This window comes from Brevibacterium linens, from assembly GCF_003999335.1.
In the GTDB taxonomy this organism is placed as follows: Bacteria; Actinomycetota; Actinomycetes; order Actinomycetales; family Brevibacteriaceae; genus Brevibacterium; species Brevibacterium linens.
This window is the reverse complement of sequence record NZ_CP026734.1, coordinates 684,609-705,162: the sequence shown is the minus strand read 5'-3', so window position 1 is coordinate 705,162 and position 20,554 is coordinate 684,609. Positions and strand designations below refer to the sequence as shown.

The 20,554-nt window shown below is 63.8% G+C and carries 18 protein-coding genes, 1 pseudogene and 1 riboswitch; of the genes and pseudogenes, 11 read left to right on the top strand and 8 right to left on the bottom strand.

What is annotated here, in order from left to right:
- Positions 1-10: 10 nt before the first annotated feature.
- From CXR29_RS02895 to CXR29_RS02885, 3 genes are all read left to right on the top strand, one after another.
- The gene (locus CXR29_RS02895) at positions 11-646 is read left to right on the top strand and encodes a class I SAM-dependent methyltransferase (protein ID WP_127363835.1); all 636 of its coding nucleotides are present in this window, start codon (positions 11-13) and stop codon (positions 644-646) included.
- Between the two features lie 121 nt (positions 647-767).
- On the top strand, positions 768-2,003 hold the full coding sequence (locus tag CXR29_RS02890) for a threonine/serine exporter family protein (protein ID WP_164742763.1): 1,236 nt from the start codon (positions 768-770) through the stop codon (positions 2,001-2,003).
- Between the two features lie 103 nt (positions 2,004-2,106).
- Complete coding sequence (locus CXR29_RS02885) at positions 2,107-2,685, top strand: helix-turn-helix domain-containing protein (protein WP_127363834.1); 579 nt, start codon at positions 2,107-2,109, stop codon at positions 2,683-2,685.
- A gap of 116 nt (positions 2,686-2,801) precedes the next feature.
- Here the strand turns inward: CXR29_RS02885 and CXR29_RS02880 are convergent, their stop codons facing one another.
- Positions 2,802-4,124 (bottom strand): IS1380 family transposase, encoded by a 1,323-nt coding sequence (locus tag CXR29_RS02880; RefSeq protein WP_420897590.1) that lies wholly within the window; start codon positions 4,122-4,124, stop codon positions 2,802-2,804.
- A 91-nt stretch (positions 4,125-4,215) separates the two neighbouring features.
- Between CXR29_RS02880 and CXR29_RS02875 the strand changes: the two genes are divergently transcribed.
- Positions 4,216-5,163, top strand: a complete 948-nt coding sequence (locus tag CXR29_RS02875) for an IS3 family transposase (protein WP_127363833.1) — start codon at positions 4,216-4,218, stop codon at positions 5,161-5,163.
- 192 nt (positions 5,164-5,355) lie between these two features.
- On the top strand, positions 5,356-7,290 hold the full coding sequence (locus CXR29_RS02870) for an aconitate hydratase (protein WP_127363832.1): 1,935 nt from the start codon (positions 5,356-5,358) through the stop codon (positions 7,288-7,290).
- 172 nt (positions 7,291-7,462) lie between these two features.
- On the opposite strand, the gene CXR29_RS02865 is transcribed toward CXR29_RS02870, so the two are convergent.
- The 5 genes from CXR29_RS02865 to CXR29_RS02845 form a co-directional block, all read right to left on the bottom strand.
- The gene (locus tag CXR29_RS02865; RefSeq protein WP_101596500.1) at positions 7,463-8,941 is read right to left on the bottom strand and encodes a catalase; all 1,479 of its coding nucleotides are present in this window, start codon (positions 8,939-8,941) and stop codon (positions 7,463-7,465) included.
- A 233-nt stretch (positions 8,942-9,174) separates the two neighbouring features.
- On the bottom strand, positions 9,175-10,353 hold the full coding sequence (locus CXR29_RS02860) for a hypothetical protein (RefSeq protein WP_127363831.1): 1,179 nt from the start codon (positions 10,351-10,353) through the stop codon (positions 9,175-9,177).
- Between the two features lie 125 nt (positions 10,354-10,478).
- The gene (locus tag CXR29_RS02855) at positions 10,479-11,780 is read right to left on the bottom strand and encodes an ISL3 family transposase (RefSeq protein ID WP_009881950.1); all 1,302 of its coding nucleotides are present in this window, start codon (positions 11,778-11,780) and stop codon (positions 10,479-10,481) included.
- Between the two features lie 333 nt (positions 11,781-12,113).
- Positions 12,114-12,701, bottom strand: coding sequence for a HutD family protein (locus tag CXR29_RS02850; protein ID WP_098730430.1), 588 nt, complete (start codon positions 12,699-12,701; stop codon positions 12,114-12,116).
- A 47-nt stretch (positions 12,702-12,748) separates the two neighbouring features.
- Positions 12,749-13,111, bottom strand: a complete 363-nt coding sequence (locus CXR29_RS02845; protein ID WP_101546338.1) for a VOC family protein — start codon at positions 13,109-13,111, stop codon at positions 12,749-12,751.
- 123 nt (positions 13,112-13,234) lie between these two features.
- Here CXR29_RS02845 and CXR29_RS02840 point away from each other — a divergent pair, with 123 nt between their 5' ends.
- From CXR29_RS02840 to CXR29_RS02825, 4 genes are all read left to right on the top strand, one after another.
- Positions 13,235-14,260, top strand: a complete 1,026-nt coding sequence (locus tag CXR29_RS02840) for an ATP-grasp domain-containing protein (RefSeq protein WP_127363830.1) — start codon at positions 13,235-13,237, stop codon at positions 14,258-14,260.
- Between the two features lie 71 nt (positions 14,261-14,331).
- Complete coding sequence (locus CXR29_RS02835; protein ID WP_241241660.1) at positions 14,332-14,934, top strand: nucleoside/nucleotide kinase family protein; 603 nt, start codon at positions 14,332-14,334, stop codon at positions 14,932-14,934.
- Positions 14,935-14,962: 28 nt separating this feature from the next.
- Positions 14,963-15,069: riboswitch (TPP riboswitch) on the top strand.
- Positions 15,064-15,753: a TenA family protein gene (locus tag CXR29_RS02830; protein ID WP_241241571.1), complete on the top strand. Its 690-nt coding sequence runs from the start codon at positions 15,064-15,066 to the stop codon at positions 15,751-15,753. It overlaps the preceding riboswitch by 6 nt.
- A 54-nt stretch (positions 15,754-15,807) precedes the next feature.
- A complete protein-coding gene (locus tag CXR29_RS02825) occupies positions 15,808-17,289 on the top strand; it encodes a phytoene desaturase family protein (protein ID WP_127363829.1) in 1,482 nt (493 codons plus the stop codon).
- Position 17,290: 1 nt separating this feature from the next.
- On the opposite strand, the gene CXR29_RS02820 is transcribed toward CXR29_RS02825, so the two are convergent.
- A complete protein-coding gene (locus CXR29_RS02820) occupies positions 17,291-18,226 on the bottom strand; it encodes a DMT family transporter (protein WP_127363828.1) in 936 nt (311 codons plus the stop codon).
- 93 nt (positions 18,227-18,319) lie between these two features.
- On the opposite strand from CXR29_RS02820, the pseudogene CXR29_RS17985 reads away from it, so the two are divergent.
- Both CXR29_RS17985 and CXR29_RS17240 read left to right on the top strand, forming a co-directional pair.
- Positions 18,320-18,847, top strand: a pseudogene (locus CXR29_RS17985) (LysR family transcriptional regulator); the annotation flags it as partial.
- Between the two features lie 43 nt (positions 18,848-18,890).
- Positions 18,891-19,199 carry a LysR substrate-binding domain-containing protein gene (locus CXR29_RS17240; RefSeq protein ID WP_164742762.1) on the top strand — a complete coding sequence of 103 codons (309 nt, stop codon included), beginning with the start codon at positions 18,891-18,893 and terminating at the stop codon, positions 19,197-19,199.
- A 24-nt stretch (positions 19,200-19,223) separates the two neighbouring features.
- Here the strand turns inward: CXR29_RS17240 and CXR29_RS02810 are convergent, their stop codons facing one another.
- Positions 19,224-20,537, bottom strand: a complete 1,314-nt coding sequence (locus CXR29_RS02810) for a hypothetical protein (RefSeq protein WP_127363826.1) — start codon at positions 20,535-20,537, stop codon at positions 19,224-19,226.
- Between the last annotated feature and the right edge of the window lie 17 nt (positions 20,538-20,554).

The window sequence follows — 20,554 nt, the reverse complement described above, 5'->3', positions numbered from 1 at the left end:
GACTGTGGAGATGGTGCATTCGCCCGATCTTTCGGACTACGCCGCAAAGATGCGGCGGTTGGCTCAAACAGGTGTCGACCTTGAGGTCGACGCCCGGTTCATCGATATGCTCGCTCCCCGCGGGGCGAGCATCCTTGATATCGGCTGCGGGATCGGCAGTGCGGTCGCCGCACTTCGCACTGCCGGGCACCGGGCATTCGGCGTCGACCCGACGCCTGAGGTCCTGCAGGTAGCGACTGACCTATTCGACGCTGCTTGGTTTCGGCAGCTGTCAGCGACAGACCTGTCACCCGGAACGATGACAGATCATCGGCTACCGAAGAACTTCGATCTCATCCTCATGTCGGGTAATGTGCCGGCTTTTCTGACCCGGGCGGAGCTCTCAAGGGCATTCGCCGCCGCAGACGAGCTGCTGGCACCAGGCAGTCGCCTCGTTGTCGGAACAACGACCCATCGACGAGGCGGCCCTGCCGATCTCGATCACTGCGCGGCCGGAACATCATTGAGACTTGAGCATCGCTATGGAGACTGGCACCTCGGCGCATTCGATTCCGAATCACCGTGGTCAGTCAGCATCTATTTGGCCCAAGGCAACCGCCGCACAGCCGACGGTCCCGACGGCATTCACGTATTACCGCCCGAATAGCCCTTATTACTACCTGACGGGGGCCCAGCAACCTCGCGCGAGGTTGCTGGGCCGCCGTCGGGTAGCAAGGGGCTGGTATCTTCTACTTCGTCGGCCGATCTGCAGACGGGAGGGACTGGGAGTGCACGAGGCAAGCGAAACGACCGTCCCCGCACAGGAGCTGCTCGTGACAATCGGGGCCGGACTGCTCGCCGGCGGGATCTCATCGGTCGATGTCGAAGACGCACTGACCGGGCTCGCTCCCGCCGTCGGCCTGAAGTCCATCAATGTCGCAGCTCTTCCCAAAGGCCTGTTCCTCACCACCGGCCCCGGCAGTCCCACTCGGTTTGAACGCATCGGCCCTGACCTGCGGTTCGACCAGACAGCGAAACTGCTCGACATCGTCGATGCGGTGCGGTCGCGTCGGCTCGGCATCGAGGCCGCCAGTCGAAAGATCGAGGCCGAGGTATACGGCACTCCCCCACGCTGGCCTGCCTGGCTGACCTACCTCGGTGCGCTGCCCATCGGCATCGGGCTGTGCCTGCTGCTCGAACCGGGACTGATCAACCTCGCCTTCGCTGCCTTCGGCTCTCTCCTCGTCGCCGCAGTGCTCGCCGTCAATGCCCGCCACCCCAGCCTCGGACCGCTGCTGCCGGTGACCTCGGCCTTCATCGTCGCGGTGCTCATCCTCATCGGCTACCGCCTCGACTGGCTGGACAGCCCCCTGCGCACGATCGTCGCCACCCTAGCCGTGCTGCTGCCCGGCAGTGCCGTGGTCACCGGACTGACCGAGATCTCCGCCGGGGCATTGTCCGCCGGCAGTTCGCGGCTCGTCTCCGCCACCGTCCAATTGGCGATGTTCATCGCCGGCGTCGCCGGTGCCGCTGTGGCCACCGGAACCGGGGTCGAAGCCCTGGCGAACTCGCAGCTGACCGCCTCGACATGGTGGCTGTCGGCTCTCGGTGTGGCGGCCGCGACGCTGGGCCTCATCATCTATCTGCACACCCCTCTCGAGCACACGGTGCCGATCGTCCTCACCATCGCCGCGGCCGCGCTGGCCCAGCTGGGTATCGGGGCCGAATTCGGAGCGGCCATCGGCGGTCTGGCCGGAGCACTGACCGCGTCCCTGGTGGCCGTTGTCCTCTCCCGACTGCCGAAAGGACCGATCTGGCGGATCAGTTTCGTGCCCGCATTCCTCGTCGTCGCCCCCGGCTCCTTCGGACTCCTCAACGCCTCGCAGATCGAATTCGGTGACGGTTCCGGAGTTGCCGGCAGCCTGCTCGCTGCCGGGGCGACATTCTTCACCATCGCCATCGGCACGGTCATCGGCTCCGCCATTGCTCACGCTGCGGAGCCCAATGACGAGATCGTCGCCTGAGACACTCCTAGAACTACCTGACGGCGGCCCAGCAACCTGGCGCTGGAGTGGTCCCCGAAAGTTGGACTGTGATCAACACAAACCAACTTGAAGGGACCATTCCATGCGTCAGGACTGTCTGATCACCAACGACCAAGCCAAGGCCGCGATCGAACTCTTCGACCAAGGGCACGGCTACGCCGCGGCAGCCACGAAGCTCGATGTCCACAAACCCACACTCAAACTTCTCCACGACCGGTGGCTGGTGCGTGGAACAATGTCGGTCATGGAACCGCACCAGCGCCGCCGTATACCACCAGAAACGAAGATCGCGACTGCGAAGCGATACCTCGACGGCGAACACAAAGTCGAACTCGCCAAGGAAGTTGGTCTGGCATCCTCGCGTACCGTGGTTGATTGGGCGAAGAAATACCGAGACAAGGGCGATCAGGCATTCACCTCGCCCCCGGCGTCAGGCAAGGGCACAACAGCCCGGATGCGCGCCATTGACAGCGGTCAGGACCCGGATGCTGATCCGGCCCCGTCTAAGCCGGACCTGATGGCGAAGAAGACCCGTGCCGAGGACATTAGTCTGGCGGAGTATCGGCAGCTGCAAGACCGGCTGTTGCGGGCGGAAGCGGAGAACGCGTACTTAACCTTGATCCACCGTCCGGGGCTTCCTGGTGCAGCACTGTCAATGTAGTTAATGTGTGGTCGTCAGCGGGCACGGCAAAGGACCAGCCCACTCGTCTGGTACTTCCACTGACTGTTTCCTCATCGGGCCCTTCAGGGCGACTCGTGCATGGTCTCAACTCCTGCTTACGGACTCGATGCCGTCGCCCATAACCGCGACCACTGGGCCTGCCATGGCCACGATCTCGGGAGATGAATAATCAGCTTCCGTCCTGTGCTGGCCAGCCGTGCCGGAATCGCAATAATCTTTCTCAGCAGAGTCTGCATTCGCACCAATCCCATTCCCGCGGCTCGGGCGGCAGCCCGGGCAAGATTGAACGCGATGACGGCGTAGGCGAGCCAGGCCTGGTTGGCCACAAACTTCCCCGACGGCATATGCGCCAACGGTCCCTGTTTGAGTTCAGCGATGACTTGCTCGACGATCGCGTGACCGCGATGCCGACGATCAGCCTCCACCGTCGACAGGTCACTGTTGGTGATAAATGCGTGATGCCGCCACGTGGCAAACAGTGCTTCCTGCGAGTCGGGTTTGACCTTGACTCTGCGCACCACCAGTCGACACTTCACTCGCTCATTCTTCGGACGAGACGCGAACGCGGTGAACGAGCCCACTTCGGCGACTTCGGCGTCAGAGACCCACTGGCCGGTCTCGTCGTCATAGATCGCTTGCGGGTAGGAAATCGGTTCCCACTCATCTTCGTCGATGCTACTGATCGCTGCGATCACGGTCTTCCACTGCGGAATCGTGTACGACCACCAGGCCCCGGCCTGTTCGGCTGCGGTGATATTGACTCGCTGGCAGAAAGCAGCATCAGCACGAATGAGGACTCGTCGACCCGGGGCCATTCGGGAGATGGTGCTCAGTCCACGGGCCAGGTGCCAGTCTGCGTGACCTCCGGAGCGAATATTGCCTCGCCGCAACTGAGATTCCAGCACTATCGGGGCCGATTGGTTCGTGCTGGCCGTGATCAGCAGTGCGTTCAATCCCCTCACTCCGGAGTAGCCGAACGCGGCGGCTTGTTTCTGATATCCGTGGACACCACGAATGGTGTCGTCCATGTCGACCATGATCGGCCCATCACCTGCAGAGATCATCGTCGGCAGACGCCCCAATAGTTCTCGGTTCGTCTTCGCGATCTGGAGGACGTGGCCGTGAGTGAATGAACGCAGGAACGTACCCATCGTCGATGGTGCACGAACGGGCCCGATGAGACTTGGTGTAGCTCCGGCCCGTAGAAGGTCGAGATCATCAATGGAGTCTGCTCCTGCCAGCATTCCCGCGATGATCGTTCGGGACTTCACCAGATGGTTCGGTGATGCCACCGTCATCGTCGATAACGACTGGCTCAATCCGGCGTGTTCGGCAAGTTCGAGTACTGGTGCCAGACCGGCTGCGGAAACGAGGTTGGGTTCGTCGAAGATGGGTTTGCGGGTGTGAGAGACTGTCACTTGCGAGGTGTCCTTCTGACGCGTGGAGTTAGTGGCTTCAGCACTACTATTTTCCCACGTCAGAGGGGCATTTCCTATTCACGGGGCAAGTATGAGACACCGCTGGAACGGTGGATCAGGGCTTAAAAAAACTGAAGGCCTTGAGGCAGAACGGGCAGCTGTAAAAGCACGCATAGTTGCCAGTCTCAAGGCGAACTACCCACTGTCATTGCTGCTGAGCATTGCGGGCCTGGCACGGTCGACGTTTTTCTATCACCAGAAACGCTTCGATCAGAAACCTGCCCCATACGAGCAGGTCAGGCCCCGGATCCGGGAGATCTTCACCGACAGCCGCGAATGCTACGGGCACCGCAAGATCTGGGCAGTCTTGGTCAAAGAAGGCATCACGATCGCGAAGGAGACAGTGCTGCGGTTGATGCAGGAAATGAACATCAAGACCAAGGTGCGCAGGAAGCGGTATAACTCCCACCGTGGAACGGTCGGCACTATCGTCGGCAACGTCCTCAACCGGGAGTTCACCGCTGAGGAACCAAATGAGAAATGGGTCTCTGACGTCACCGAATTCGCTGTGGCGGATAGGAAACTGTATCTGTCACCGGTCATCGATCTCTTCGATACCAGTGTGGTGTCGTACTCGATGTCGACGTCACCGAACACGGCGTTGACGAACAAGTCACTGACGAATGCGTGTCAGGGGCTTCGGCCCGGTCAGAAACCATTGGTGCACACGGACCAGGGGTTTCAGTACCAGCACGTGTCGTGGGCGGCGATCCTGACCAAACACGGTGCCACACCGTCGATGTCGCGGAAGGGAAACTGCTGGGATAACGCGATGGCGGAGAACTTCTTCGGGCAGTTGAAAACCGAGATGTTCTATCTGCAGAAATTCAACACGGTCGAGGACCTCGAGAAAGCGATCGATGAGTACATTCATTGGTATAACTTTGAGAGGATCTCGATGCGACTCGGCGGTCTTGCCCCGATGGAGTATCGGACCAAGACCGCCATAGCCGGACAGCCGGCAACTGCTTTATGCTGACCTCACAGCAGTCCAACTATTGGGGACCACTCCACGCGAGGTTGCTGGGCCGCCGTCAGGTAGTTCTGAGACGCGCAAACCCGGTCACAGGAGGCGACCGACCTTGAGAACCCATCGATCGAGGACTAGCGTGGGTTGACCACCGGAAGCCGTGTGGTTTCGGTGGTCCCCGACTGCCGAAGGAGGCGGACAATGGCTGAGAACGTTGCTCAGAAGCTCATCCGATCGCATCTGGAGTCCGGGGAGCTCACTCCCGGAAGCGAACTCGGGATCCGGATCGACCAGACTCTCACCCAGGATGCGACGGGCACCCTGGTCATGCTCGAGCTCGAAGCCCTCGGACTCGACCGGATCCGCACGGATCTGTCCGTGCAGTACGTCGATCACAACCTGCTCCAGACCGATGAGAAGAACCCGGAGGACCACGAATTCCTCCGCTCGGCCGCGGCACGCTTCGGACTGTGGTTCTCCCCCGCCGGCAACGGCGTCTCCCATCCCGTCCACCAGTCCCGGTTCGGCAAGCCCGGGGCGACTCTCATCGGCTCCGACTCGCACACCTGCGCCGCCGGAGCACTGGGAATGCTCGCCATCGGCGTCGGCGGTCTCGAGATCGCCATGGCCATGGCCGGTGAGCCGCTCTTCATCAGCGCCCCGCAGATCATGGGCGTCGAGCTCACAGGCACCTTGCCCGACTGGGTCTCGGCAAAGGACGTCATCCTCGAGATGCTGCGACGCCACGGGGTCAAGGGCGGAGTCGGAAAGATCATCGAATACCACGGGGACGGGTTGCAGAACCTCACGGCCATGGACCGGCACGTGATTGCGAATATGGGCGCCGAACTCGGTGCCACCGCCACGGTCTTCCCCGCCGACGATGCTGTCCGTGACTACCTCGAAGCCGTCGACCGCGGCGAGGATTTCACCCGCCTCGAAGCCGACGCAGGTGCCGAATACGATCTGACCGACAGCATCGACCTCTCGCAGCTCGAACCGCTCATCGCCGCCCCCTCGTCGCCGGGCAATGTCACTCCGGTGCGCGAGGTCGCCGGTGACGACGTCTTCCAAGTCGTCGTCGGCTCCTCGGCGAACCCGGGACTGCGGGATTTCGCCGTTGTCTCAGAGACGCTGGCCGACCGCCAGATCCATCCGCAGATCTCACTCGACATCAACCCCACATCCCGTGAGGTCCTCGCCGACCTCATCGCCGGCGGATGGCTGACCTCGCTGGTGGGGTCCGGGGCCAGGATCCACCAGTCCGGCTGCATGGGCTGCATCGGCATGGGGCAGGCACCGGCGGTCGGACGCAACAGTCTGCGCACCATGCCCCGGAACTTCCCGGGCCGGTCGGGCACGGATGAGGACTCCGTGTGGCTGTGCTCGCCGGAGACTGCGGCTGCTGCCGCACTGACCGGGAAGATCACCGACCCCCGCGACCTCGACATGGACTATCCCGAGGTGCGGCTGCCCGAGAAGTACTCCGCGAACCGCAAGATGCTCGTCCCACCGCTGGAACCGGAGGAAGCCCGAGGCGTCGAACTCGTCAAGGGAGCGAACATCTCGACCCTGCCGAACTTCGATCCGCTGCCCGATGACATCGATCTGGAGATCCTGCTCAAGGTCGGCGACAACGTCTCCACCGACGAGATCATGCCCGCCGGATCCCGCGTCCTGCCATACCGGTCGAACATCCCGAAGATCTCTGAGTTCGTCTATATCCAGGTCGATGACACCTATGCCAAACGTGCCGCCGAGCACGACGGCGGGCACGCGATCGTCGGTGGGGAGAACTACGGTCAGGGGTCCTCACGTGAGCATGCGGTCATCGCTCCGCGTTATCTCGGCCTGCGGGTCGTGGTGGCGAAATCGCTGGCACGGATCCATTGGCAGAACCTCGCGAACTTCGGCGTCCTCGCCCTGGAGTTCACCAACGAGGCCGACTACGAGTCATTGTCCGAGGGAGATGTGCTTGAGTTCCGCGGTCTGCGCGATGAGCTCGGTGAGGGGACGACGATCACCGCCGAGGCGGCCGGACGGAAGTTCGAATTCCGCCATGGTCTATCGCCCCGTCAGGTCGAGATGGTTCTCGCCGGCGGTCGCATCGCCCAACGAGCCGCCCACCTCAATTGACTCCACGAACTACCTGACGGCGGCCCAGCAACCTCGCGCGAGGTTGCTGGGCCGCCGTCAGGTAGCAATTGGAAAAGAGAAGGCGGCCCGGGATCCCCCTCGAAATGGAGGTTCCGGGCCGCCGTCTCGTGCGAGCTCTCAGGCGGTCAGGCGCTCAAGATCTCAGAGCCTGTCAGCCCTTGACCTTGGCTTCGATGGCCGCGCCGACCTCGGCGTCGATGTTCTTCCAGTACTGGATCGCATTCGACAGCACCGGCTCCTCGACTCCGTCGGAGAGTCCGCCCGCGACGGTCTCGATGAGACCCTGGCGCTCCTCCTCGGTGTAAACCTCACGGACCAGGGTGTGTGCCTGGCCGAAGTCGTCGTCCTCGGCGTGCAGGCTGTAGGCGCTGCGCACCAGCTCGCCGTCGGCCTCCCAGCCGTTGTCGACCGGGCCCTGCTCGTCCTGGTAGGAGCGTCCGTACGAGTTCGGGGCGTAGACCGGTGCATTACCCGAGTGGTGGTACTGCATCTGGCCTTCCTTGTCGTACGAGTTCGTCTTCGTGACAGGAGCGTTGACCGGCAGCTGGTTGAAGTTCGTGCCGATGCGGTTGCGCTGTGCATCTGGGTAGGAGAACACGCGGCCCAGCAGCATCTTGTCCGGCGAAAGCCCGGTTCCCGGCACGGTGTTCGAGGGGCTGAACGCAGCCTGCTCGATCTGTGCGAAGTGGTTCGAGGGGTTCTCGTTGAGGGTGAACTTGCCGACCTTGATGAGCGGGTAGTCCTTCTTCGACCAGATCTTGGTCAGGTCGAACGGGTTGAAGCGGTAGTCCTTGGCCTCTTCGTACGGCATGATCTGCACGCTGAAGGTCCAGGACGGGTAGTCGCCGCGATCGATGGCATCGAACAGGTCGCGGCGATGCATGTCCGCATCCTCGCCCGCCATCCGACCGGCTTCCTCGTTGCTCATGTTCTCCACACCCTGGTCGGTATGGAAGTGGTACTGGACCCAGAACTTCTCGCCCTCGGCGTTGACCCACATGTAGGTGTGCGAGGAGTAGCCGTTCATGTGGCGCCAGCTCTTGGGCAGGCCGCGGGGTCCCATGAGGTAGGAGACCTGGTGAGCCGACTCGGGCGAGAGCGACCAGAAGTCCCACTGCATGTTGTTGCTGCGCAGACCGGAGTCGGGCAGGCGCTTCTGCGAGTGAATGAAGTCGGGGAACTTCATGGGATCACGGACGAAGAACACGGGGGTGTTGTTGCCCACCATGTCGAAGTTGCCCTCTTCGGTGTAGAACTTCAGCGCGAATCCGCGCACGTCGCGCCAGGAGTCGGGCGAGCCTAGTTCACCGGCGACGGTGGAGAAGCGGGCGAGCATCGGGGTCTTCTTGCCCGGCTGCAGGAAGTCGGCCTTCGTGTACTTGGAGACGTCTTCGGTGACTTCGAGCTCGCCGAATGCGCCGGACCCCTTTGCGTGGGGGCTGCGCTCGGGAACTCGCTCACGGTCGAAGCGAGCAAGCTTCTCGACCAGAGCCACGTCGTGGAGCATCAGCGGCCCGTTCGCGCCCACACTCAGCGAGTGAGCATCGGATTCCCGCGGCGCACCGGACTCGGTGGTCGTTGCCTTCGTACTGTCGTGGCCAGCATATTCATGATCTGTATGTTGCGTCATAATATCTCCTTCAACCGTTTGATTTCTGGCGGCGTCACTCAGCCGCGATCACGGCCACCGGTGAGATGCGGTTCCCAGCGGTGCAGCTGATCGGTCGGCTCAGCGCCGTTCGCCCAGTCTCGATATCCCGACTTCGGCAGAACACTGTCGGAGTTAATTTCAACCTAGCGGTGTTCTCTACTTCATACAACCAAGGCCGGGCTGTCTAAATTCCCGTCTTCGACGTGTCAGACTCACCCCTCCGCCGAGGCGGCCGGTCCACCACCGGAGACGCCGGTTCCGGATCCGCCCGAACCCGACGAGCCGCTGCCCGAACCATCCGAGCTGGATCCGGAGCCTGTGCTGCCGCTCGTGCCGCCGCTGGTGTCCCCGGTGCTGCCGGTGCCGTCGGTCGAGGTGGAACCGCTGCTCGCATCGGTCCCGTCCGTGGTCGTCGAGTCGCCGGTGGAGTCACTCGTGCCCGTCGTCGTCTCCGAGCCCTGTGAGCTCTGGCCCTCTGTCGCACCCTCGGTGCCGGTCTCCCCCGCCGAGGTGGACTGACCGTTCTGCGTGCTCGATCCGCTGTTCGCAGGGCCCTGGCCGCCGTCGGTGCCCGACCCGGATCCGCTCGACGATTCGTCCCCTCCCGTTCCGGAATCCGAGGTCCCGTCGTCGGTGACGGATTCGTCGTTCGTCGACTGCCCGGTCACCGATCGTGAGATCTGCGATGTGCCCGGTGAGATATCGGCTTCGGTGAAGTTCTCGGCCACGACGACCGCGCCGAGTCCGATCCCGAAGGCGGCAACGCCGATCGTCAGCGGATAGAGGACCCGCTTGCGGCGCAGCTTCTGCCACCAGGTGCGGGCTCCGCTCTCGGTTTCGCTGCCATCACCGTCCCCGGCCTCGGACTTCCCTTCATCCGGCGCCGAGGCGGCCATCACGTTCGCATTGCCCGCTGTGGGTTCCGGCGGGGCGAAGGCGGAATCCTCGACGAGCGAGGGATCGACGGCAGTGTTCTTTCCGGAGGGGTGCTTCGCGATCTTCGCTTTGACTGCCGGAGCGAGTTTGGACCCGACTTCTTGGATCTTCTCTTTGCCCTTGTCGAGGCTGCGGCCATAGAGGGTGACCGCCAGGGCAGTGACGATGCTCGCGACTCCGGCGCCTACGACCGTGCCGGCGACACCGAGCTGACCGCCGATGACCGACGAGGTCGCCGCGGCGCCTGCACCCGCAAGCAGCTGAGTGGCGGAGATCCGGCCCTCTGAGGATTTCTCCTCTTTCTTGTCCTCGGCTGTCTCTGCCGCCTCGGCGACGGCGGTCGGGGAGGCAGCCGTGGCCGAAGCAGGCGTCTGTGAGCCAGCGGCTGTATCCGGCAGCGTCTTCGTCGGCTGCTGTGCGGCCTGGTCGTCGTGGCGGATCGGGTTGGGCGGCATCACCTTGGTGACGACGTGCTCGGTGGGTTCGGCTGCGGGGGCCGGGTGGGAGCTGACGATCTCTTCGGTGATCAGCGGCAGGGTCTGGGAATACTCCGGCAGACGAGTTTCGTGGCTCTTCGCAGTTAGGGGTGTAATCGGGGTCTGAATCCTCCCGTCTCGAGCAAGCTTCGGGCGATGTAGTGGGTGAGGTTCCGGAACCCCAGCGCCGATCCACGTAGGTGTTCCAGCCTGCCGTTCAATGCTTCCGTCGGACCGTTCGACGTCCCCGGCCGATCGAAATACGCCAACACATCCATAGCCCGCTTCTTCAACGTCCGCCCCAGCCGGCGCAGCTCAACAAGACCAGCAGGCACCCCGGACGAGATGGAGTCGATGATCGACTGCAGCGACTTCTTCCCCGCGGTTCGGTCCGGGTTGCGGTAGGCGGTGATGATGTCTTGGAACACGCTCCAGGTCACCTCCACATCAGCATGATTCTCATCAGCAAAGAGAGCGACGATCCGTTGCTGCTGCCGCTCGGTGAGTAACTGACACCCGGTGTGCAGAGTCCGCCGGGCCTGATACAACGGGTCGCCCTTCTTCCCGCGGTGCCCGGTCGTTTCCTGCTGAACACGCCTGCGGACCTCGTCCAGACTGTCCCCGGCGAGCTTGACGACATGGAAGGGATCCATCACTTCCACCGCGGCCGGCAGCTCTTCGACAGCAGCGGTCTTGAACCCGGTGAACCCATCCATCGCCACGACCTCGATTCCATCGCGGAAGGCCTTCGACTGCCGGGCCAGCCACGATTTGAACACGGCCTTCGATCGTCCCTCAACCATGTCCAGCAATCTCGCTGGTCCTGTCTGATCGCGGATCGGGGTGAGATCGATGATCACGGTCACGTACTTGTCACCCCGTCTGGTGTGCCGCCAGACATGTTCGTCGACGCCGATGACGCTCACGTTATCGAACCGGGAAGGATCGTCGATGAGAGCCCGATGTCCTTCGGCCAGGATCGCGTCATTAGCGGTGTGCCAGGATACAGCGAGCTTGGCCGCGATGACGGAGATCGTGGCGTGATCGACAACGAGTGCTTTCAAAGCCCATGCGAGTCCGGTGCGCGAGATCTTGGCCCTGGCTGGGGCTGCTTGGTCGGTGTCATGGCGCCACACGCGCCCACAGAGTTCGCACTTGTAGCGACGGAGTCGGATGAGCAGGGTGGTGGGACGGTGCCCGAAGGGTTCGTGAGCCAATTTCCGGGTCACAGTATCGCGGGGCCGGCCATGTCCGCCGCATCGGTGGCACCACTCATCGTCAGTGGTTGGGGTGCACAGGAGAACTGTTTCTGAATCGGTGACGTGTTGGCCCGTGCAGTGCAGGCCGAGTGTGTCGAGGTGGCAGAACGTGGTGAGGTCAGGGGTGGAGAACGTAAGGTGGTGCACGTCGAGGTCTTTCGGATGGTTTGTCTAGGAAATTCCATCTTCGAAAGGCCTCGACCTATTTCTGTGTAGCGACGCGCACCGGTTCTACACCCTCAACTGCGAAGAGCCAGTTTCGTCGTTGTGTTCGTGCTGTTTGTTCTTGCCGCTGTCGCCGACCGTCAAAGTTCCTCCAATTTCCGGTGGAGAACCATTCTCTAACATGCACGTTCGGGGATCCTGACACTACCCGTCCGAAGCTGAGAAAGGCCTGATGGAAATGCCCGGAAACGACACTGTCACCTGGGACGATACGCAGGAATGTGGCGCCAGCCACAGTAGGTTCTCACCGATTTCTCAGATGTGCGCGTCGCCACTTTCGGAGTGAAGAAACGCCATCGAGACCTCATCTGGAGCAGTCTCGTTCGGCTCGAGTTCGAGCAGTTGAAAACGCGGGAGATCCAACCCCGGTTCGAGAGTGAGCAGAAACCGGAAACCGCTGGCCGGGAACTGCTCGCCGATGCCCATCTGCAACTCGCCGCAGGCACATTCGGTTTCGCTGCCCGCGCCCGTGCCGGTGTCGTGAACGGAGTTGTCGGCGCAGTCGTCAGCGACCATGAGGTTGACGGCAAAGCAGGGTTCAGTCAGGTCGACGAGGCTCACATTCTGACTTCCGTGGAAATGTTCCGGGCGCAACGCCGGCACCGGGTGCACGATTCCGTCGATCTCCAGGACCACCTCGGCGGTGGGGAGGAAGGTGCGCGCCATTCCGGGCAGGGCTGAGAACGGGCCCACACGTTCGAGTCGGGCGATGCTCAACCGCCAAGGACGCAGCCCCGGAGTCAGCTGCGCGGAGTCAGCCGGGGAGACGAGCTCAGTGGTCTGCCCGGCACCATTGGCCCACAGGACAGGATTACGGTCAGCAAACGAGGCGAGCGCGCGCATGACTCAGCACACCACGGACGGGTGGGGCCGCCTCGGTGATGGTGTGGTCATCCTTTGCACAGGCAGAACGGGTGACCGGCCGGGTCGAGGAACACGCGGAACGTCTCTCCCGGCTGTTCGGGGGCCTTGCCTGCACCGATCTCGAGCACGGACTCCTCAGCAACATCGAGGTCGTCGACGATGACGTCGAGGTGCATCTGCTGCGGGTGGGCCTGACCGGGCCAACTGGGCGCGTGATAGTCCTCGACCTGCTGAATGCACAGCGGGGGCCAGGAATCGGAGGTGACTTCCGCCCAGGTGCCGTCCTCCTCGACCGCGACCTTCCAATCGAGGAGCTGCCCGTAGAACTCTGCGAGTTCGGCGGCGTCGGGAGCATCGAGTACGACCACAGGTTGCTTTGCGATAGCCATGACCTGAGTCTACGCCGCAGCACGGACATGACGAAGGGGCCGACGACGGTCGGGGTGGCGTAGGATCGTTGAGCAGATCCGCCGGGCGAGCGATCGCGCCGGCACCCCGAGCAAAGGTGCGCGATGAGTTCTCATGCCCCGCCCGTCACCGGTGATCCGGCGGTGCACATCATCCACGACAATCCGGAATGGATCGCTCCGTTCACGGATGCGCTCGACCGCCTCGGCGTCGCCCATGTCGAATGGCTGCTGCCCGAGACCACGATCGATCTCGCCGCGGAACCTCCTGCGGGGTTGTTCTGGTCGCGGCTGTCGGCGTCGGCGCACACCCGGACCGATCCGCATGTGAAGGAGTATGGGCGTGCGGTCCTCGACTGGCTCGGCGCCGCCGGCCGCCGAGTCATCAACGGACGCGATGTCTACGAGCTCGAGGTGAGCAAGGTTCGTCAGCATCGCGAGCTGGCCGGCCGGGACTTCGACGTTCCGCGCACAGCGGCCGCGTTCGGACCGCGGGCGCTCGTCGACGCCGCGGCCGGCTTCACTCCCCCGTTCATCACGAAGCACAATCAGGGCGGCAAGGGCCTCGGTGTGCGTCGCTTCGACTCCCACGCCGAGCTCGAGGCGGTCGCCGATGAGTTCGCGCCCGGTGGCGCGAATGCGCCGATCGACGGCATCACCCTCGTCCAGGAGTATGTGCAGCCTGCCCAGCCGTTCATCACCCGTGCCGAGTTCATCGGCGGACGTTTCCACTATGCGGTGCGCGTCGACGTCTCAGGTGGGTCGTTCGAGCTGTGCCCGGCCGATGCCTGCGCGATCCCGGGCGCCGGGTCTGATCCCGACGTCGAGGCGGTCCCCCAGTTCGACCGCCGTGAGGAGATCACGGCCGGAACACCGCTCATCGCTCGGCTCGAGACGCTGTTGGCCGACCTCAGCATCGAGATCGCCGGCGTCGAGTTCATCGAGACCGCCGACGGCCGTCAGGTCGTCTACGACATCAACACGAACACGAACTACAACCCGTCGGTCGAGTCCGCCGAACAGACGTCGGGTCGTCAGCCTGCCGCGGACCGTATCGCCGATTTCATCGCCGACACCTTCGCCGAGGCAGCCCCGCAGTCCGTATCCCCCGCCGGATCGACAGCGTGGTGAAGTCCCGACTCCGAGTTCTGATCGAACTGCTGGCAGAGCTGAGCACCGTCCGACCGGGAGGTCGTGCCTTGGTGGCGTTGGACGGAGTAGACGGAGCCGGGAAGACGACGATCGCCCGGGAACTCATCGACCTCGCCGAGGAGGACGCGGGGAATTCTGGTACGGCTCCTGCTCGTCCCGTCGCGTCGGTCGGCATCGACGGCTTCCATTATCCGCGGGCCGTTCGTCATGCCGACGGAACAGGGCCGGAGACGTTCTACCGGAACTCCTACGACTACAACTCATTCCTCGAGTCGGTCGTCGGGCCCTTCCGCCGAGGCGACTCGGTCGTTCCAGCCGCGTGGGACGTCGATGCGGACCGGCCGGTTGAGTCGCAGCCTCGGATCTTGCCGAGCGACTGTGTTCTCCTGGTCGAGGGGATCTTCCTCCACCGACCAGAACTCGTCGATCTCTGGGATGCGAGCGTGTGGGTCGACGTCCCATTCGAGATCTCGGTCCCACGAGGGAACGAGCGGTTTGCCGGAGCCTTCGATGCCGATCCCGAGGATGAGTCGAATCGCCGCTACGTCGGTGGTCAGCGCCTCTACTTCGCCGAGGCTGCCCCGTGGGAACACGCCACATGGGTGCTCGACAATCGCGATCTAGAACGGCCGACTCTGGTCCGGTCTTACTGACAGCTCTCCTTACCTAGGTGATAGTGTCGAAGCGCTACAGGGGAGCGCCGAAAGAGGCGGCGCTGAGAGTGCGTATGCAGACCCTTTGAACCTGATCCGGTGAGCACCGGCGGAGGGAGTGGAAGACACTTGAGCACCATCGACGATTCCTCGATCGTCTTTGACAGCGACGGAGCGGTGGCCGAACTGCTCCGTTCGACAGAGCGGCAATGGGTGAGGGCCGTCGATCACCGGTTCGTCCGAGAGCTTTTCGCCGGCACCGTCGATGACACGGTGATGCGCGACTATCTCATCCAGGACTATCAGTTCTTCGAGTCGTTCCTGTCCATGCTCGGAGCCTGCGTGGCCCATGCCGATGAGCTCGACCCAAAGCTGCGATTCGCCCGACAGCTGGGCATGCTCGTCGCCGACGAGGACACGTATTTCGTCGACTCTTTCGCCGAGCTGGGCGTCGATCCCGCCGATTACCTCCGACCTGAACTTGCAGCACCGACGGCGGGCTTCCGCGATCTCATGAACTCAACAGTCGACTCAGCATCGTACCCACAGCTGCTCGCCGTCCTCGTTGTGGCCGAATGGCTCTACCTCGATTGGGCCGAATCCCGCGAGGAAGCACCGGAGCGAGCGGTTCATCGAGGATGGATCGACCTCCACCGCGGAGAAGCCTTTCGCTGCTGGGTGCAGTTTCTCGTCGATGAGCTCGAGCGCGTGTTCCCGGAGGAAGAAGACCAGAGCTCAGAAGCCGAGAACCTCAACCGCGTCTGGCGCCGCGCCGTCGACCTCGAATGCGCTTTCTTCGACAACGTGTACGACAACTGAGCCGCCAAGGAACGCACTCCGCAGCCGCACAGCCCACTGACCTAGACTGGCCTCATGAGCACAGGTGTTGATGCAGTCGTCGTCGGATCCGGCCCGAACGGCATGGCCGCCGCCGTCACCATGGCCCGTGCCGGACTCTCTGTCGAAGTGTTCGAAGCTCAGCCGACGATCGGCGGCGGTGCCCGCACCCTCGACCTCGGTCTGGCGCCGGGCATCACCCACGACATCTGCTCGGCCGTGCACCCGTTGGCGATCGCCAGCCCATTCTTCGTCGACTTCGATCTGCGCGCCCGCGGCCTCGAGTTCACCACCCCCGAGATCTCCTACGCCCAGCCCCTCGACGGCAAGCCCGCCGCGCTGGCCTTCCATGATCTCGAGAAGACCGTCGACCACCTCGGCGCGGCCGGACCGGAATGGCGGCGATTCTTCGCCCCGCTCCTCGACCGGGTCGATGACGCGATCTGGCTCTCCCTCGGTGACAAACGCTCCGTTCCCGAGACCCTGCGCGATGTTCCCGGCATCGCGAACGTCGTGAAGTTCGGCCTGCGGCTCCTGTCCCAGGCCAGCCCTGCGTGGAACATTCCGCTCTCCCACGAATCCTCCCAGGCCCTGTTCACCGGTGTCGCAGCGCACGCGATCGGCGGGCTGCCGGCGATGGGCACCGCGGCCACTGCCACGATGCTCTCCACGGTCGCCCACGCCGGCGGGTGGCCCTCCCCGATCGGCGGGTCGCAGGCGATCATCGACCACCTCGTCGCCGATCTCGAAGCGCACGGCGGGAAGGTCACCACGAACGCCCGTGTCAACCATGTCTCGGATATGCCCAAGGCCCGCGCCTATCTGCTCGACACCTCGGCGCTGAATGCGGCGCAGATCTTCTCCGGCCTGCTGCCCGCGCACGTCGACAAGAGTCTGCGGAGGTTCAAGCACGGCAACGCCGCCGCCAAGGTCGACTTCGTCCTCGACGGCCCGGTGCCCTGGTCCGATCCCGCAGTCGGACGCGCCGGCACCATCCACATCGGCGGATCCCGGGCGCAGATGGCCGCCGCCGAGGCGCAGGTGATGAATGGGCGCATGCCCGCAGACCCCGTGTGCCTCGTCTCGGATCCGACCGTCTTCGATCCCACCCGAGAGGTGAACGGGCTGCGGCCGCTGTGGACGTATGCGCACGTGCCCTTCGACTGCCCGCTCGACCCGACCGAGTACATCACCCGGCAGCTCGAACGCTTCGCTCCCGGCTTCCGCGACCACATCGTCGCCCACAATGCGATCCCCGCCTCCGAGATGGCCGGCCACAACCAGAACTACATCGGAGGGGACATCGCCACCGGCATCGTCACCTTCTACCGGATGATGGCCCGCCCGCGCACCAGCTGGGACAACTACAGCCTCGGCGTTCCCGGCGCGTTCCTATGTTCGGCAGCAACGCCACCGGCCCCGGGCGTGCACGGCATGAACGGCTGGTTCGCCGCCCGCCGGGCTCTCAAGACCCGCTTCGGCATCGACAAGGCACCCAGTCTGGCTCCGGGCGACTGACCTACGGCCTCTCCGGTCGAGCACCATGCCTGCGCACGAGCCCGCTCGAGACCGCGACCCCACCGACGACGGCGGCTGCTCCGAAGATCTGTCCGAAACCGAACCGTTCCCCGAGCACCACCGCCGAGAGAGCGAGCGCGAGCACCGGCTGAACAAGCAACAGGCTCGCCGTGACTTCGGCAGGCAGCCGACCGCTTCCGTGATGGATGAGCAGCCACGCCGCGACTTGTCCGACGAGCGCGAGCACGATAAGCAGAACCCACGAACGCCCGCCGATATCCGAGACCGAAAGTCCCTGTGAGAAGAGGGCGATGATCGTCGAGGTGGCCGCGGCCGCCGCCGTCGCCCACGTCAGCGGCTGGAGCGCGAGATCCGACTGCGTCCGTGTGGCTTTGCGGCTGAGGAAGAGGTAGGTTCCGTATCCGATTCCGGCGAGCAGCCCGAGAAGAACCCCGCCGAGGCGGCCCTGCCCTGCCGCCGATGTGCTCGGTCCGATTCCGATTTCGCTGAGGCGCACACCGCTGACGAGGATGATGCCGATGATCATGATCGGCAGTGCAATCAGAAATCTCCGCTCCATGCGCTCACGATCGATGATGAGAGCGAGCAGCGGCAGGACGATGACCTGGACGTTGATGAGCACCGTCGAGACTCCCGCTCCGGCGAGGTAGATCGATGCGGTCCACGCGCTGTAGTCGATGCCGAGCGCGATGCCCGCCGCAAGCGACCACAGCACACCACTCGTGCTCAGGCTCTCATGTCGCTGCCTTTCGGCGAGCGCAAGTGGAATGAGGGGCACAATGGCGATGGCGCAGCGAAGCACCGCAGTGGTCGCCGCGTCGACATCGGCAAGCTTGACGATGATCGCGGACGCAGACAGGCACAGCGCTCCGGCGAGCACCGAGGAGATGGCTGCGGGGGTTGGTGTCTGACTCATAGTTCGACGCTATGGCCACCTGACTATTCAGCACCAGTTCAGATTTCGATCTAGTATTGATAAGAACTGCTTACCGAAAGTAGGGGTGAGACGATGAGACTCGAATGGTCACGGCTGCGGATCCTCGACGCCGTGGCGAGAACCGGATCGGTCAATCAGGCTGCCGTACTGCTCCATCTCACTGGACCCGCCGTCTCCCAGCAGCTGCGCCGCATCGAACGGGAAGCCGGAACCCGCGTGGTCGTGGCCGAGGGGCGCGGCCTTCGCCTCACCGATGCCGGCCGCACTCTTGCTGACTACGCCCGGCAGGTCACCGAGCTCATGCAGCGCGCCGAGAACGATCTCCAACACGACGAGGTCACGGGGACTGTCAAGATCGGTGCGATCGCCTCGAGCATCCGCGACCTGCTCACCCCTCGTCTCGGACAGTTGGGCAACGCTCATCCGGACATCGCCGTGTCGATCGAGGACGGTGAGACCGATGACCACCTGCAGCGCCTGGCCGACGGGCACCTCGACATCGTCATCGCCGAATCGTGGACGAACGCACCGCTGACTCTGCCTGCAGGAGTGGTCTCGACCGAGCTGACAAGGCAGACCGCCTATGTGGCCGCGCCGAGCGATCACTGGGCCGTCTCGGTGACGGAGGTCCACATCGCGGATCTTGCTGCCGAAGTCTGGTCGACGTGCGCGCGATTCACGCGACCACGAGGCCCTCGTCCAGGCGGGGCGCACCCGCGGAATCGAACTCGAAGTCCGGCATTTCGTCGCCGATCCCCTCACTCAGCTCAGCCTCGTGGCCGGCGGCCTCGCTCTCGCGTGTCTGCCGTATTCGACTGCTCCGGCCGATACCGACGAGGTCGTCTTCCGCAGGCTCGCTCCGACAACCGAGCGCACTATTCTGCTGCTCACTGACGACCGCGTCCCGGCTCGTGCCGTCGAAACGGTCCGAGACGCGCTGCTCGCTGGCTGACCGAGCTCTCGGGTCGCGCAGAGGTCAGCCCCGCACCCACCGATCAGCGTCGCCGTCATAGCGCCATTCGGCCACCTCGGTGACGGCCTCGATGACGTTGTTCAGCCAAAACGTCGTATCCGGATGCCACCCTGCCACGAGACTCGCCGTCCGATCATCCGTATTACCTGCCGTGGGGACGGTCTCCGCTTCCTCGCCGAGGCGGCCCTCCGTCACGTCGATGACCGCACCGGCCGTACGCAGATAGCCGGAAAGCCCGACGTGGACGCCGTCGAATTCCTCGGCCACCCGTGACCAGTCGGGGATGACCCAGCGGCCCTTGCGACTGGTGGCCTCGAACCACACCTGACGGCGCTGTGCGGTGACGTCGAGCGGATAGCGCCTGCACAGATCCGCCCAATCCTCAGGTCCGCGAATCTCGGCGATGCGGGCATCCGGGCGCAGTTTCAGACGACAGGCTCGGGCACGCTCGAGACCGAAATCGTCCTCGACGAGTTCGACGCCGATCGGAGTCCCATCCGGCCACGTTCCCGTCGACGACCAGAGGCCGAATGGCGGAGTCGACCACCATTCGCCGCTGACCTCCTCGTAGGGGTTCTTGGCGAAGTCGTGACGGTACTCGGTTTCGGTGGTGAGGACATCTGCGAGCCACTCGTCCAACCTCCACGAGAGCCTCGCCCCGTCTCCCTCGAGAGGCGGATAGAGATCGGTCAGCGTGATCGCAGGCGCCGCTGTCGAATCAACAGGACCTAGGGGCCGGTCGAATACTGCAGGCAGCCCACTGCGATGATCTGCGTCATCCCAAGCCAGAGCCCATTGATTGCCCGGGTGCAGAGGCGCTGTCCAGACATCGAGCAGGCCAGTGGATATGAGCATCTCCGCGAAGGGGCGCAGAGCTTCCCGCACCTCTGGGGCAGCAGCGATCTGATCGGCACCGTGAGGAGGCTGCCAGTACATGGCGCCGGAGATGACTTCGGCCATCTCGTTCTCCAGGTCAATTTGAGTCGGCCTCAACGGTGTGACGCGTCGCAGGGTTGCCGCGACGTCCTGGGCAGTGACGTCTCCGGATTCCGGTTCGGAGTCTCCCTCGCCGAGGTACATCGCCACCGCAGCGCCCTGCTCCTTGTCGGCAAGGAAGCCGGCGATGAAGACATCGTGGCGAGCCTCGGAAAGCGCACGCGCCCCCTCGGTGAGCGGTTCGCCCTCCTCGTCGAATTCGTCGTCGCGTCCAATCAGGGCCAGCCCGAACACGAGCGAGCGTCCCCGCGGGGACGCGAGCAGATCCTCGGCGGACAGGCGGTCGTCATGAAGGGTCGGAGGCTCATCATCGGCGGTCATGACCTCAGGCTACGCGA